Origin of the sequence: Micromonospora sp. SL1-18 (genome assembly GCF_047921505.1) — a bacterium.
In the GTDB taxonomy this organism is placed as follows: Bacteria; Actinomycetota; Actinomycetes; order Mycobacteriales; family Micromonosporaceae; genus Micromonospora.
Genome location: NZ_JBLROA010000014.1, coordinates 57,523 through 71,821, shown reverse-complemented (window position 1 = coordinate 71,821; position 14,299 = coordinate 57,523). Strand labels below are relative to the sequence as shown.

The window sequence follows — 14,299 nt, the reverse complement described above, 5'->3', positions numbered from 1 at the left end:
AGGATTTAGACCATCTATGCGCTTCAGGTCGTTTACATTCGGCGAGTCGCTTGATGGATGTTTAGGCGTTTTGGATCCTGACACGACTACTAGGTGTTTTGGGCGTTTTAGGGGGGTTTTGTGCTGTTTCAACGACTGATCGGCGTGTCGAGAGGGGAAACGTGATGGACGTTCTCAATTACCTGCGCCTGATCCGACGGCACTGGTGGATCGTTTTGATCACCGTGATGCTCGCCCTGGGCACCGCCGCACTGATCACGGTCCGCACCCCACCCCGGTACCAGGCCTCGGTGACCTTCTTCGTCACCACTCCCAGCCAGGGCGTCACCGACGCCTACCAGGGCGGCCTCTTCCTCCAGCAGCGGGTCAAGTCCTACGCCGACCTGCTCACCAGTGACCGACTGGCGCAGAGTGTGGTGGCGGAGAACCCGCTCGGCCTGACCGGCGAGCAGGTGAAGGACCGGCTCAGCACCGCCACCGAGTCCGGCAGCGTGCTGCTGAGGGCCACCTTCATCGACACCGATCAGACCCGGGCGCTGAAGACCACCGAGATTCTCTCCGCCAAGTTCGTCGAGCTGGTGCAGAAGGTGGAAACGCCGCCGGACGGCAAGTCGCCCCCGATCAAGCTCGAGGTGGTGAGTGGTCCGCGGGTGACCTCCACCCCGGTGTCACCCCAGCCGGTGCGGAATCTGGTCGTCGGCGGGCTGGTGGGCCTGCTGCTCGGTGCGGGACTGGCCGTGCTGCGCGGGATGGCCGACGTCCGGATGCGGGACGCGGCCGGGCTCCAGCGGGTGACCGGCAGCCCACTGCTCGGCGAGATCCCGTTCGAGGCCGGTGCGAAGTCGTCCCCGCTGATCGTCGGCGAGGCGGCCAACTCGCCGCGCGCCGAGGCGGTCCGCAAGCTCCGGACCAACCTGCGCTTCGTCGACGTGCACGAACCGGCCCGGGTCATCGCGGTCACCAGCGCCCTGCAGGGGGAGGGAAAGACCACCATGGCCTGCAACACCGCCATCGCGCTGGCCGAGGCGGGCTGGCGGGTGCTGCTCATCGATGCCGACCTGCGCCGCCCCAAGGTCGCCGACTACCTCGGCGTCGACGGTGGTGTGGGCCTCACCGACGTGCTGGTCGGCGACGTCCAGGTCGGCGACGTGGTGCAGCGGTGGGGCGACAAGTCGCTGCTGGTGCTCCCCAGTGGTGCCACCCCGCCCAACCCCAGCGAGCTGCTCGGTTCCAAGGCGATGGCGGACCTGCTGGTGGCGCTGCGGGAGTCGGCGGACATCGTGGTCATCGACACCGCGCCGCTGCTCGCCGTCACCGACGGTGTGGTGGTGGCCGTGCAGGCCGACGGCGCGCTGCTGGTCACCCAGCAGGGGCGGACCTCGCGCAGCCAGGTGGCCGCCGCCGCCCGTGCGTTGCACTCCGTCTCGGTGCGTCTGCTTGGCTGCGTGCTCAACATGGCCAAGGTCGCCAAGACGGACGCCTACCAGTACGAGGCGTACAAGGTGGTCGTGCCGCCCGCGCCTGCCGTGCCTACCGACCGCGCCCGGGTCGCCCGGCGCGGCGAGTCCGCCGTGGTCGGGGTCAGCGACCACACCCAGGAACTCACCCGGCTGTCCCGATGAGCGCCAGCAACGGTCGAATGGACCGCTCGATCTCCTCGGCGCACCGCCGGAAGTCGGCGGGTGAGCCGCCGATCGGGTCGCCCAGATCGTCCGCGCCGGGGGCGGCGGGTTGCAGCCGCCCTCGGGCGCGGGCCGCCGCCTCGACCGCGGCGCGCAGCGTCGAACGGCTGCCCGCCCTGGCCGGCTCGGCCGCGCCGACCAGCCGGCCGAACTGCCGGAGCGTGAAGGTCCGGTGCAACGCGGCCGGCGCCAGCGCCGTGCAGACGGAGCGTTGCCGCCGGGTCGCGGCCAGCACCAGCGTGGCCCCGGTCAGGTGCTCGGGGCGCAGCCGGCGGGTGCGGAAGACTGCCGGGTCCGCGCCGGTGCGGGCCGCGACCTCGATCGCGTACGGGTGCATGGGCACCCCGTCGACGGCGTCGGTGCCCGCGCTCGCCACGGTGACCGGCAGGTCGGCGAGGAACCGGCGGGTGATGTACTCCGCCATCGGGGACCGGCACATGTTGGCGTGGCAGACGAAGAGCACCCCGTCGACCATCTGCACCCCTCTCGTCGGCATGGTCGCGGGCCGGATCGCCGCGACGGCGGTGTTCCGGCGGTCGCGGCCGGACGCAGAGGGGATGCGAGCATCGTACGGGGTGCGCCACGCCGGGTGTCGCGGGGCCGCGCCGGAGGCTCGGTCATGAAGATCGGCATACTTTCTTACCACTTCCCGCCGGAGCCGGCGTTCATCCCGGGCAGCCTCGCCGAGGAGTTGGCGGCCCGGGGCCACGAGGTACGGGTGCTCACCGGCTTCCCGGACTACCCCGGCGGGCACGTGTATCCCGGCTGGCGGCAGCGCTGGCGGTACGAGACCCACAGCGAGCGGCTGACCGTCCGCCGGGTGCCCCGGTACGCCGGCGGCGACGGCTCGGCCAGGACGCGGATGGCCAGCTGGCTCTCCTTCGCGGGCAGCGTGGCGCTCACCGGCCGCCGCTACCTCGGCGGCGTGGACGCCCTGTACGTCTTCCAGCTGCCGGCGGTGACCTTCGCCGCCGCCGGCCTGCTCCGGATGTTGGGCCGGGTGCCGACCGTGCTGCATGTGCAGGACGTCTGGCCGGAGGAGGACGTGGCCCGAGCTGGCGAGACTCGCCGGCTCCCTGGGCGACTCGGCGCCACCTTACGCCGGATCTACCAGGAGGCCGACGGCGTCGCGGTCAGCGCACCGTCCATGCGGGACCTGGTGGTCGCCGGCGGCGCCGAGCCGGACCGGGTACGGGTGGTGCTCAACTGGACCGACGAGCGGATCTTCCGGCCGACCGAGCCGAGCGGGGCCGCCCGGCGACTGATCCGCCGGGACAACCGCTGCGTGGTCATGCACGCCGGGACCATCGGCGTACGCCAGGGCCTGGAGACCGCGGTGCGCGCGGCGGCGGCGCTCGGCGACCGGATGGACCTGGTCCTGGTCGGCTCGGGAGCCGAGGAGCGGCGGGTGCGGGAGCTCGCCGCCGAGCTCCGGGCGGACAACGTCCGGTTCGTCGAACGGCGGTCCCCGCTGGACATGCCGGAGCTCTACGCGGCGGCCGACTACCAGCTCGTCATGCTGCGGGACCTGCCGGAGCTGCGTGGCATGGTGCCCGGGAAGCTGCAGGCGGCCCTCTCCTGCGCCTCGCCGGTGGTCGCCTCCGCCGGGGGTGACACGGTGGCGGTCGTGGAGCGGGCCCGGGCCGGGCTCTCCTGCCCGCCGGGGGACTGGCCCGCGTTGGCCGACCGGTTCTGGCTGGCCGCGGCGATCCCGCCGCCCGCGCGGGTCGACATGGGCCAGCGGGGGCGCGACGCGTACCTGCGGGAGATGTCGCTCCGGGCTGGCGTCAACCGGATCGAGCGGATGCTTCACGACGTCACCCTGGACGCCGCTCGCCCGCGCCGGTGACGGTGAAACCCACTTCGTAGGACAGGACCCGAATCACCAAAAGGCCCGATAATCGCCTGCGCTCTGCCGGTTTCATGCTAGAAAGCGACCAATCGACAAGTCTGTCCGGTTTCGAGGCGGGAGATTGGTGTGACGGATAGCGGTCTGTGGCGTCGCCGGCGGCGACGCTCCCGGCGACGGACCCGGGCCCGCGTACGGCGGACCCTGCTCACCGGCCTGGTGGTCCTCTCGGTGCTGCTGGCCGCCGGTGGCTGGGTCGCCTTCCGGGGCTGGCAGGCCCGGGCGCACCTGCTCAACGCCGCTGGCCTCGCCCGGGAGTTGAGTTCGCAGGTCGTCGGCGGTGACGCCGATCGGGCCCAGCGCACCCTGGCCGCACTGCAGGAGCAGGCCGCCGCCGCCCGCGGCGCGACCGGAGACCCGGCCTGGTGGGTCGCCCAGCGTGCGCCGTACGCCGGGGACGACCTGGCCGCGGTGCGCCAGATCGCCGTGGCGGTGGACGATCTCGCCCGCCTCGCCTTCCCGACCCTGCTGCGGATCGACCTCGCGTCGCTGGTGCCCCGGCAGGGAGGCCTGGACCTGGCCCGGCTCCGCGCGGTGTCCGCCGAGGTCTCCGCCGCCGACCGGGCAGTGCACGAGACCGGCGAGCGGCTGCGGGCGGTGCCGGCCGGCCACCTGGTCGGGCAGGTGCGGGACGCGCTCACCGGCCTGCGGACCGAATTGGACCGGCTCGCCGGTCTGACCGCCGCCGCGGACCAGGGCGCCCGACTGCTGCCGCCACTGCTCGGCGCCGACGGACCCCGCCGCTACCTGCTCATCTCGCAGAACCCGGCGGAACTGCGGGCCACCGGCGGCATGTTCGGCGCGTACGCGGTGCTCACCGCCGAGAACGGCCGGATCCAGATGACCCAGCAGGGCGCCAGTTCCGGGCTGGGGGTGTTCGAGCCGCCGCTACGCGTGGACCAGGAGGTGCGCCGGCTCTGGTCCGACCTTCCGGGGACCTTCCCGGCGGACGTCAACCTCAGCCCTGACTTCCCCACGGCGGCGGCGTTGTACCGGGAGATGGTCCGCCGGAAGACCGGCACGAAGGTGGACGGGGTCCTCGCGGTGGATCCGGTGGCGCTGTCGTACCTGCTCGGCGCCACCGGGCCGGTGGCCGTGCCCGGCCGGCCCGCGCTGTCCGCGGATACGGCGGTCCGGACGCTGCTCAGCGACTCCTACCGGACCCTCAGCCCACAGGCGCAGGACGAGTACTTCGCGCAGGCCGGGGCCGCGGTCTTCGCGGCGTTTCTCACCAAGAGCACCAATCCTCGCGGGCTTTTGACCGTTTTCGACCGTTCTGTCATGGAGCGTCGGATATTGTTCTGGAGTGCCCGCTCGGAGGAGCAGCGCGTCCTAGGCAACAGCCGGTTGACCGGGACGCTCCCCGAGACGGACACCGCGCCGACCGTCGGGGTGTTCCTCAACGACGGCAGCGGCGCGAAGCTCGGCTACTACCTGAGGTTCTCGGCCAACCTGACCGGCGGTGACTGCCAGTCGGACGGGCGCCGGGAGCTGCGGTTGCGGGTCACGGTGCACTCCACTGCCCCGCAGTCGGGTCTCGACAAGTCGGTCACCGGGCTCGCCCTCTCCGGCGACCCGTACACCGCTCGCACCTTCGTGTCGGTGTACAGCCCGACCGGCGGGGCCGTGCTCGGCGGCCGGCTGGACGGTCGGGACGCCGGGATGCGCCGCGGTACCGACCATCGCCGCCAGGTGACCGTGGCGAACGTGGAGGTCCAGCCGGGACGGACCCGGACCCTCGACGTCACGCTGCTCACCGGGCAGGCCAGTGCCGGCACGGCCGAGCTGGTACTTACCCCCACCGCCACCCCATGGACCACCCAAGTTGTAACCGCAGCAAGCTGTGATCATCAGTAGGAGGGAATCCATCATGCGGCCATCCCGCATCATCATGGCGCTCACGGTCGGTCTGGCCGTGGCGGCCGTGCCGACCGCGGCCGGGGCGGCACAGCCGCAGCCACCGGCCTATCCGCCGGTGCAAGCCAGCCTGTCGATCGACAAGAAGGCCCGGGTCGAGTCGGACTGCCGCAACAAGTGCGAGAACGACGGCTTCGCGGCCAAGGGCGACGAGATTTTCTACACCTACCGGGTGACCAACACCGGCACCGTCACGATCACCAACGTCGCGGTCGACGATCCGACCGCCGGGCCGGTGGTCTGCAACAGCACCACGTTGGCACCGGGCACAAGCACCGACTGCCACGCCGTCAACCCACATGTGGTGACCAAGGCCGACGTCAAGAAGGGCAAGGTGGTCAACACCGCCCGGGCGACCGGCAAGTTCGACGACCAGACGGTGGTGTCCGACCCGGATACCGTCACCATCTGCATTCGGCATGGCAAGTTCGACCACCGCAAGGACGGCAAGTTCGACCACGACAAGGACGGCAAGTTCGACCACGACAAGGACCAGCACAAGCACGGCAAGGAGCTCCCGGTAACTGGCTCGAGCCTCACCACGCCAATGAAGCTCGGCGGCGGCCTGGCGGGCGCGGGCACGCTGCTGGTGCTGCTCTCCGCGGCCTGGCGCCGGCGCGGTCGCTTCGGAATGGGCTCGCGCTGACCCTGGGCGCGCCGGGCAGGACCCGGACGACCGAGGTGGTGCCCGCCGGACAACATTCGGCGGGCACCGGCCTGTGTGTGGCCGGTGCCGCCGTACCCGATGGTCGGGGGGTGACGCACAATGACCCGATGAGCGCGGGACAGGGGTGGGCGGGCCGAACCGGGCTCCTCGTGCTGCCCGGCGGCGCGACGGTACGCGGACGGCGGCTCGCCGACCAGGCCACACCGGCCGACTTCGCCCTCGTCCTGGCGGCCGGACCGGTTCCGCCCTGGCCGTACCGCCGGGTCCGGTGGCCCGACTTCTGGGTGCCGGTCGACACCGCCGACGCACTGGACGCGCTGGGCGAGGCGCGGCGCCGGGCGTACGCGGGGGAGCGGGTGGAGGTCGCCTGCCGGGGCGGCGTCGGGCGGACCGGGACCGCGCTCGCCGCCCTCGCCGTCCTCGACGGGCTCGCCCCGGCCGCGGCGGTGGCCTGGGTACGCGCCCGCTACCACCCGCGTGCGGTGGAGACCCCGTGGCAGCGGTGGTGGCTGCGCCGGGTGTGAACCATTGGACGTAACCCGAAGGGGTCTCCGCGGCTCTGGCACCGGAGCGCTTGGACTACTCCGTGCGACCGGCGCTGGACACGGCGTGGCGGACCGTACCGGGGCATCGCAGTGCGATCTTGCCCGTTAGTCTGCGTGGTCATGAGAGTTCGGGTACTGGCCGCCCTCACCGCCACCGTCCTCCTGGGCGCCGGTGCCGCCGTCCCCGCCGCGCAGGCCGCGCCGGCGGTTCGGGTCGCCCCTGCCGTGGCGGCCGCTCGGGCCCCCGTGCCCTGCCCGAAGGTGCCGGCCCCGAAGGTGTCCGGCCCGCCCCGGCCGGTGCCGCCGCCGAACGTGCCGGCGGACCGGGTCGTCGGCGGCGAGCGGCTCGACACGCCCGGGCTGGTGGCGCCCGACGGCGCGCCCGCGCCGCCGGCCGTCAACGCGCCGTCATGGCTGGTCGCCGACCTGGACACCGGCGCCGTGCTGGGCACCTGCGGCCCGCACGAGTACGGCACCCCGGCCAGCACCCAGAAACTGCTGCTGGCCGCCACCATGCTGCCCCGGCTCGACCCGCAGAAGGTCGTCACGGTGACCCGCGGCGACCTGGACATCGAGCCGGGCAGTTCCGCGGTCGGTCTGCTCGTAGGCGGGAAGTACCCCGTCGAGACGGTGTGGCTCGGGCTGCTGCTCAACTCCGGCAACGAGGCCGCCAACGTGCTGGCCCGGCTGGGCGGTGGCGCGGACGGCGTGCCCGGCGGGGTACGGGCGATGAACGAGGAGGCCCGGCGGCTCGGCGCCCGGCAGACCCACGCCGTAACCCCGTCCGGCTTGGACGGGAAGGGACAGTTCACCAGCGCGTACGACCTGGCGCTGATCGCCCGCGCCTGCTTCGCCAACCCGCTGTTCCGCCGGTACGCGCTCACCGAGCACGCCAAGATCCCGGCCCAGCCGGCCCTCAAGAAGGGCGGCTTCCAGATCCAGAACGAGAACCAGCTCATCTACCGCTACCAGGGTGCCCTGGGCGGCAAGACCGGCTTCACCAAGCTGGCCCGGCACAGCTACGTGGGCGCCGCGGAGCGCGACGGCCGACGGCTCGTGGTGACTCTGCTCGGTGCCGAGGGCCGCCCGGTACGCAGCTGGCAGCAGGGCGCCCAACTGCTCGACTGGGGTTTCGCCCTGCCCCGGGACGCCTCGGTCGGCCGGCTGGTCGAGCCCGGCGAACTGGACGCGGAGGCGGCCGGGAGCAAGTTGCCGGCCGTGTCCGCGCCGACCTCGCAGCCGGAGTGGCGGGGGCCGGCCGGGACCGCGCTGCACCGGATGGCCGACGGCGACTGGCAGGTCATCCTGCCGACCGCCGGTCTCCTCGCCTTCACCGTCGGGGGTCTCCTGACGGCACTGGCCGTACGCCGAGGTCGGCGGTCCCGCCGGGTCGGCCGCCGCCGCGCGTAGCGCCCGCTCCCGTCACGTGCGCCACCGCCGCAGGTAGCGCCCGCTCCCGTCACGTGGGCCACCGCCGCGCCGGGCGCCGCCGGACCCGGCGGCGGCGTTGCCGCCCGACAGACGGTGGAATCGCCCTATGGTCGGAGCATGCGGGACAGCGGCGGGCACGGCTCCGCCGTGCGGGTCCGCCAGCTCCTCGCCGACCGGGGTGTGCCCGTGCGCGCCGTCGCGCCGCTGCCCGGCGATCGCCGCGGCTCCCACCCGTGGCGGGTCACCACTGCCGAGGGGCGCGACCTGTTCGTGAAGCTGTCCGCCGGCCGGCAGCGGGACGCGGGACGCCTGCGCCGGTGGGGCCGGCGGCTGCGCTACCGCCACCTCGACGACCAACCGGGATACACCAGCGCGGCGCAGAAAGCCGGGCACGAGGCGCGCCTGCTGCGGCTCGCCGGGCGGGCCGGAGCCGGGGTGCCGCGCCTGCTGGCCGAGGCCGCCGACCCGGCCGGGGAGGGGCTGCTCGTCGAGGAGTTCGTGCCCGGCCGGCCGCTGGCCGCGCTCGGTCCTGACGAACTCGGCACGGCCGCCCTGGCCGACGTGTGGCGGCAGGTAGCGCTGCTGCACCGGGCCGGACTGGCCCACCGCGACCTGCGCGGCGCCAACGTCCTGGTGACCGACTCGGCGGCCCGGCTCGTCTCGCTGGCCGGCGGCACCGACCGGGCCACACCCGAGCAACGCGCCCGCGACCTGGTGGAGCCGCTGGTGACGCTCGCCGGGCTGGCCGGCGTACGCCCGACCGTCGCGGCCGCCGTCGAACACCTGGGCGCTGCGGCGGTGGCCGACAGCCTGGCCTGGCTGCAGCCCGCGCTGCTGTCCCGGCCCGCCCGGCATGCGGTCGTCGCCCGGCCGGCACTGCTCGAGGATCTCCGCGTCGAGATCGCCCACCACTGCCCCGGCCGCCGGGTGCGCACCGCCCGGGTCGTCCGGTTCACCGGATCGGGCCTCTTCCTGCTGGTCATGCTCGGCCTCCTGGGGTATTTCCTGGTCACCGAGTTCGGCAAGTTCGCCATGGCGATCCAGGCCCTGGAGCGGGCGAATCCGTGGGCGGTGATCGGCGCGCTGCTGGGCGCCGCTGCGACGTACCCGCTCAGCGCCCTCGCGCTGCGCCTCGCGGCGGCCAGCCGGATCCCCTTCGCCACCACCGTGTCGGTCCAGGTGGCGGCCGGCTTCGTCAACCGGGTCGCACCGGGTGCCGTCGGCGGGTTCGCGCTCAGCCTGCGCTACCTGCGTCGACAGGGCCTGCCGCTGCCGGTCGCGGCCACCACGGTCGCCGTCGACCGGGCTGCCGGCTTCCTCGCCGTCGCCCTGATGCTGCCCGCCCTGCTGCCCTTCGCGCGGGGCTCGGCGGAGCACCTGCGCGCCGCCGTCGCCGGCCGGGGCTGGATAGTGCTGCTCGTCGGGCTCGGCCTGCTGGCGCTGGCCGTCGTGGTGCTCGCCACGCCCCGCTGGCGGGCTCGCGCCCGCCACGCCGGCGGCCAGGCGTTCGACGCGGTTCGCCTGCTGGTCCGCAGCGGGCGGATGCTGCGGCTGTTGGCGGTCGGCCTGGCGCTCACCCTGGCGTACGCGACCGCGTTCTGGCTCTCGCTGTTCGCCGTCGGGCTGCCCCCCGAACCGGCCCTGGTCGCGCCGGTGGTGCTGGTCTCGGTGCTGGGTGAGGGGGTGGCCACCGCCGCGCCGACTCCCGGCGGGCTGGGCGCCACCGAGGCGGCTCTGGTCTCCGGCCTGCTGCTCTACGGCGTCCCGGCGGGCACCGCGGTCGCCGGGGTGCTGATCTACCGGCTCGCCACGTTCTGGCTGCCGGTGCTGCCCGGATACGTGGCGCTGCGTCTGCTGGTACGCCGACACGTCGTCTGACCGCGCCCGGCGTGGACGGCAGGACCCTGGGTATGTGCCGAGACATGGAGGGCCCGGGACGGATCGTCGTGGTCTCCGCGGATGTCGGCGCCGGACACGAACCGGCCGCCGCCGAGCTGACCCGGCGGCTGAGCGGCCGGGGCTTCGTGGTGGACCGGCTCAATCTCCTGGACCTGCTGCCCCGTCCGAACGGCCATAATTCGACCTCCGCGCCGCCAGGCGGCGCTCCGGACCGAATGACGGCCGTGCACCGGGCCTGCCGGGAGGCGTACCGGGGAGCGGCGCGGTGGCTGCCGTGGGGCTACGCCATGCTCTTCGCGCTCACCAGCCGGTCCCGGCTGTCCGTTTCGGTACTCCGCGGGCTGCTCCGGCCGATCCGCCGCCGGATGCGCCGCGCCATCCCCGCGGACACCCGGGCGGTGGTGACGACCTACCCGTTCGCCAACCAGATTCTCGGACCGCTGCGCCGGCAGGGGCGACTGGCCGTCCCGCTCATCACCTACGTGACCGATTCCGCCGTCCATCCCGCGTGGCTCGCTCCGGGTGTCGACCTCTACTGCGCGGTGCGGCACGCCGAGGTGCCGCCGGCCGGGTCGGACGGCGTCGACCTCACCGTGGTCCAGCCGCTGGTGTCCCCGGTCGGTGACCGGGTGGCCGGCGTCGGCACCGCCCGGCCCGGCCACTCGGTCCGCCCTGGTCTGGCCGATCCGGATGCCGATTTGACGGGGGTGGTCGCCGAGGCGGCGAGCCGGGCCGGGATCGCGGGAGCCGAGGAACGTGGTCGCCCGGCTCTGGTCGACTCGGTCGGGGACGCAGTGGCGGTGGTCGCCGCGGTGCTCCAGTCGGTGGGCCCCCGGTGAGGGTTCCCGTGCGGGCCCGCTGGGCTGTGGCGGCAGCGCTGCCGGCGCTGCACGTGGCACCGCTGGTGACCGCGCTGCCGGTCGTCCGGCGCCGGTTCTTCCCCGGCCTGCACGGCGTCGGCCGGCCCGACCGGGTCGCGCTCACCTTCGACGACGGCCCTGACCCGGAGTCCACCCCCCGGTTCCTGGAGGTGCTGGCCGAGCACCGGGTCCGGGCCACCTTCTTCCTGCTCGGCGTGATGCTGCAGCGGTCGCCCGACCTCGGGCGGGAGATCGTCGCCGCCGGCCACGAGGTGGGGGTGCACGGCTGGCAGCACGACAACCTGCTGCGGCGCGGGCCAGCGGCCACCGTACGTGAGCTGGCCCGCGCCCGCACGCTGATCACCGCCGTGACCGGCCAGACGCCCCGCTTCCTGCGTCCCCCGTACGGGGTGCTGACCGGTCCCACCCTGCTGGCGGCACGGCGGTTGGGGCTGGTGCCGGTGCTGTGGAGTTGCTGGGGTCGCGACTGGGCCGCCACGGCCACCGCCGACTCGGTGTACGACACCGTCCGGGCGAAACTCTCCGGCGGGGGCACGATCCTGCTGCACGACTCCTCGTGCACCTCCGCGCCGGGCGCGTGGCGGGCCGGGCTGGGCGCCCTGCCCCGGTTGCTGGCCGAGTGCCGCCGCCAGGGCTGGACGGTCGGCCCGCTCGGCGGGCACCGGGACGTGGCCGAGTGACCCCCCCGGCGCGTGAGCCCCCGCTCGTTCCCGGCCAGTCGTCGCCGAAACTTCCGGAAGGTGCCTGGAAGGGCCGGCGGGTCCGCTACCGGTGGCCCCCGGCGGGGGGACCCGCGGAGCTGTTCCGGACCATGAGTTCGGTGGCCAACTCGACGCGCTCGGCCGCTGACCGTCCGTCGAGGCGTCGCTTGTCGGCCCGACGGGCCACCCATGCTGGTAGACACGGCAGGATGAGGACCGGTAGAGAGGCGGCAGCACGCGCGGCGACGGCACTGGCCGTCGCGGCCGCGGTGCTCGCCGGGTGTCAACGGCCCGCGTCGAGCCCGGCACCAGTGCCCCCACCGTCGCCTTCCCCCTCCGCGTCGCCGTCGGCCGTGCCGGCCGTTTCTCGCGCCCCCGCCGACTTCGTCGACCTCGCCGACCTCGATCCGAACATCCGCACCGACATCCGGTACGCCACCGCGCACAACTTCGTCGGCCGGCCGATCACCGGCTACCCGGAACCGCGCTGCCTGCTCACCCGCAAGGCGGCCGAGGCGCTGCGCCGGGTGCAGAGCGCCGCCCTCGCCCAGGCCCGCAGCCTCAAGGTGTACGACTGCTACCGCCCGCGGCGGGCGGTCAACGACTTCGTCGCCTGGGCCAAGCTTTCCGGGGAGCAGCAGATGAAGGGCGAGTTCTACCCCGACCTGCCCAAGAACCGGCTCTTCGCCGACGGGTACATCGGCGCGCCGACCGCGCACAGCCGGGGCAGCACCCTCGACCTCACCCTGGTGCCGGTGCCCACCCCCGAGCAGCCCGCGTACCGGCCGGGACAGCCGCTGGAGGCCTGCACCGCGCCCGTCGGGCGCCGCTTCCCCGACAATTCGATCGACATGGGCACCGGGTTCGACTGCTTCGATCCGCGCGCCCACACCGCCGACACTCGGGTGAGCGGGGCGGCCCGGGACAACCGGGAGCTGCTCAAACGGCTGATGACCACGCAGGGATTCGAGAACTACCCCCGGGAGTGGTGGCACTACCGCTACACGGACGAGCCCTACCCGGACACGTACTTCGACTTCCCGGTGGCCCGGTCCTCGCTGCGGTGAGCGCCCCTCAAGGCTTCGCGGGGCAGCGGCAGCCAGGCCAGCACGTCCTGGATCTTCGCATCCCAGTACGCCCAGCCGTGATCGCCGGGGGAGAAGTCCACGGCGACCGGCAGCCCTCGGCGTCGGGCGGTGTCGACGAAGCGGACGTTGTCCGCGTACAGGAAATCCTCGGTGCCGCAGGCGACGTAGAGCGCGGGCAGGTCGTCACCGGCGCGTTCCAGCAACGCCACCGTGTCGTCGTCGGTGCCCGGCACCTCCCCGTCGCCCCAGACGGTGTGCCACACCGCAGGGTTCACCGGGCTGGTCGGATGGTCCCGCCGTCGGGCGATGTCCAACGCGCCGGAGAGGCTGGCGGCCGCCGCGAACCGGCCCGGGGCACGCAGCGCCCACTTCATCGCCCCGTAGCCGCCCATCGACAGCCCAGCGACGAAGGTGTCCTCCCGACGGTCGGAGAGGCGGAAGAACGAGTGGCAGACCTCGGGCAGCTCCTCGCTGAGGAAGGTCCAGTAGCGGTTGCCGTGCGTCTCGTCGGTGTAGAAACTTCGGGCGGCCATCGGCATCACCACCGCCAGCCCCAGCGGCGCGACGTACCGCTCGATGGAGGTACGCCGGGTCCAGATGGTGTCGTCGTCGCTCAGCCCGTGCAGCAGGTAGAGCACCGGTGGGTCGCCGGCTGCGGCGCTGCCGGCCATGCCGATCTGTCCGGAGGTCCGTTCCGGCAGCAGCACCGTCATCGACGTGCCCATCCCGAGCGCCTCGGAGAAGAAGTCACACCGGATCCGCGCCATGGGGCTGGATCGTACGCGCCGGTCGCCGGGCTCCACGTACGCCCGGCAACCGGCCGCCCGGCTCAGGCGGCGACGCCCCGGTACCGCAGGCCGATCACCGGTCGAGTTGACCGTTCCTATTGCCGTAGGGCAGCCAGGAGGGACAGGATGATCAGGCGCGACGGAAACATTCCAGTAACCGCGCGCCGCTGGTCTCTGTCACAAGGAAGTGGGAGTCAGTTCATGAGCGACGTGTCGAGCGCGGTGGGTGTGCGTCTCTACCCGGACCTGGTCGAGCGGGGCGGTCTGGCCCCCGCGCTCGTCGAGATGGCCGCCCGGCACCAGCTCGACCTGGGCCAGGTGACCGCCCCTGACCAGGGGCGCGCCAGGTTCACCTGCGCCGAGCTGGGCTCCGAGCGGGGTGTCGTCTGCGTCGGTCTCGGCTCCCAGGCCCGCTACTTCATGATCGACCTGCGGGTGTCCGGGGAGGTCCAGGCTCGGGGCGACGCCACCGATCTGCTCCAGGTGGCACAGGTCGCCGACGCCTGGAAGGCCGGGGCGACCCTCGCAGACCTCACCGCGCGGTTCCGGTTCATGGAGGAGATGAAGCGCCACCCCGTCGCCCACGCGTAACCGCCCGGCCGGCGATCCCCTGCTGGCCGCCCTCCACCGGCCGCCGGCCACCGCGCGGCCGGGGCCATTGACTGCCACCGTCCGGTGACCTGGCCCTCGCCGGCCTGCGGCGCCCGGCAGCCCGGCCGGTCACCCGTTCGCGTTGCCGGTTCTCCGGCACCGCTGATGCAATCCCACCACGACGCCCATCCGACGAAGGA

General features: G+C 73.5%; 13 protein-coding genes. 11 read left to right on the top strand and 2 right to left on the bottom strand.

The window, feature by feature from the left end:
* Positions 1–164 precede the first annotated feature (164 nt).
* On the top strand, positions 165–1,622 hold the full coding sequence (locus tag ACNAW0_RS09530) for a polysaccharide biosynthesis tyrosine autokinase (RefSeq protein ID WP_416287367.1): 1,458 nt from the start codon (positions 165–167) through the stop codon (positions 1,620–1,622).
* Here ACNAW0_RS09530 and ACNAW0_RS09525 read toward each other — a convergent pair.
* A complete protein-coding gene (locus ACNAW0_RS09525; protein WP_416287366.1) occupies positions 1,603–2,178 on the bottom strand; it encodes a low molecular weight phosphatase family protein in 576 nt (191 codons plus the stop codon). The two genes, ACNAW0_RS09530 and ACNAW0_RS09525, sit on opposite strands and share 20 nt — an antisense overlap.
* A gap of 123 nt (positions 2,179–2,301) precedes the next feature.
* Between ACNAW0_RS09525 and ACNAW0_RS09520 the strand changes: the two genes are divergently transcribed.
* From ACNAW0_RS09520 to ACNAW0_RS09480, 9 genes are all read left to right on the top strand, one after another.
* Complete coding sequence (locus ACNAW0_RS09520; RefSeq protein ID WP_416287365.1) at positions 2,302–3,531, top strand: glycosyltransferase family 4 protein; 1,230 nt, start codon at positions 2,302–2,304, stop codon at positions 3,529–3,531.
* A gap of 129 nt (positions 3,532–3,660) precedes the next feature.
* Complete coding sequence (locus ACNAW0_RS09515) at positions 3,661–5,448, top strand: DUF4012 domain-containing protein (RefSeq protein WP_416287364.1); 1,788 nt, start codon at positions 3,661–3,663, stop codon at positions 5,446–5,448.
* A gap of 13 nt (positions 5,449–5,461) precedes the next feature.
* Positions 5,462–6,154: a hypothetical protein gene (locus tag ACNAW0_RS09510; RefSeq protein ID WP_416287363.1), complete on the top strand. Its 693-nt coding sequence runs from the start codon at positions 5,462–5,464 to the stop codon at positions 6,152–6,154.
* 128 nt (positions 6,155–6,282) lie between these two features.
* Positions 6,283–6,699: a protein-tyrosine phosphatase family protein gene (locus tag ACNAW0_RS09505; protein WP_416287362.1), complete on the top strand. Its 417-nt coding sequence runs from the start codon at positions 6,283–6,285 to the stop codon at positions 6,697–6,699.
* A 141-nt stretch (positions 6,700–6,840) separates the two neighbouring features.
* Positions 6,841–8,130: a D-alanyl-D-alanine carboxypeptidase family protein gene (locus ACNAW0_RS09500; protein ID WP_416287361.1), complete on the top strand. Its 1,290-nt coding sequence runs from the start codon at positions 6,841–6,843 to the stop codon at positions 8,128–8,130.
* A gap of 138 nt (positions 8,131–8,268) precedes the next feature.
* Positions 8,269–10,029: a lysylphosphatidylglycerol synthase domain-containing protein gene (locus ACNAW0_RS09495; RefSeq protein ID WP_416287360.1), complete on the top strand. Its 1,761-nt coding sequence runs from the start codon at positions 8,269–8,271 to the stop codon at positions 10,027–10,029.
* A gap of 44 nt (positions 10,030–10,073) precedes the next feature.
* The gene (locus tag ACNAW0_RS09490) at positions 10,074–10,889 is read left to right on the top strand and encodes an MGDG synthase family glycosyltransferase (protein WP_416287359.1); all 816 of its coding nucleotides are present in this window, start codon (positions 10,074–10,076) and stop codon (positions 10,887–10,889) included.
* Complete coding sequence (locus ACNAW0_RS09485) at positions 10,886–11,611, top strand: polysaccharide deacetylase family protein (RefSeq protein ID WP_416287358.1); 726 nt, start codon at positions 10,886–10,888, stop codon at positions 11,609–11,611. The genes ACNAW0_RS09490 and ACNAW0_RS09485 overlap by 4 nt, the downstream gene beginning before the upstream one ends.
* 230 nt (positions 11,612–11,841) lie before the next feature.
* Positions 11,842–12,699 carry a M15 family metallopeptidase gene (locus ACNAW0_RS09480; protein ID WP_416287357.1) on the top strand — a complete coding sequence of 286 codons (858 nt, stop codon included), beginning with the start codon at positions 11,842–11,844 and terminating at the stop codon, positions 12,697–12,699.
* On the opposite strand, the gene ACNAW0_RS09475 is transcribed toward ACNAW0_RS09480, so the two are convergent.
* A complete protein-coding gene (locus ACNAW0_RS09475; RefSeq protein WP_416287356.1) occupies positions 12,648–13,487 on the bottom strand; it encodes an alpha/beta hydrolase in 840 nt (279 codons plus the stop codon). The genes ACNAW0_RS09480 and ACNAW0_RS09475 overlap by 52 nt on opposite strands.
* A gap of 222 nt (positions 13,488–13,709) precedes the next feature.
* On the opposite strand from ACNAW0_RS09475, the gene ACNAW0_RS09470 reads away from it, so the two are divergent.
* Positions 13,710–14,099 (top strand): hypothetical protein, encoded by a 390-nt coding sequence (locus tag ACNAW0_RS09470; RefSeq protein WP_416287355.1) that lies wholly within the window; start codon positions 13,710–13,712, stop codon positions 14,097–14,099.
* Positions 14,100–14,299: the final 200 nt, after the last annotated feature.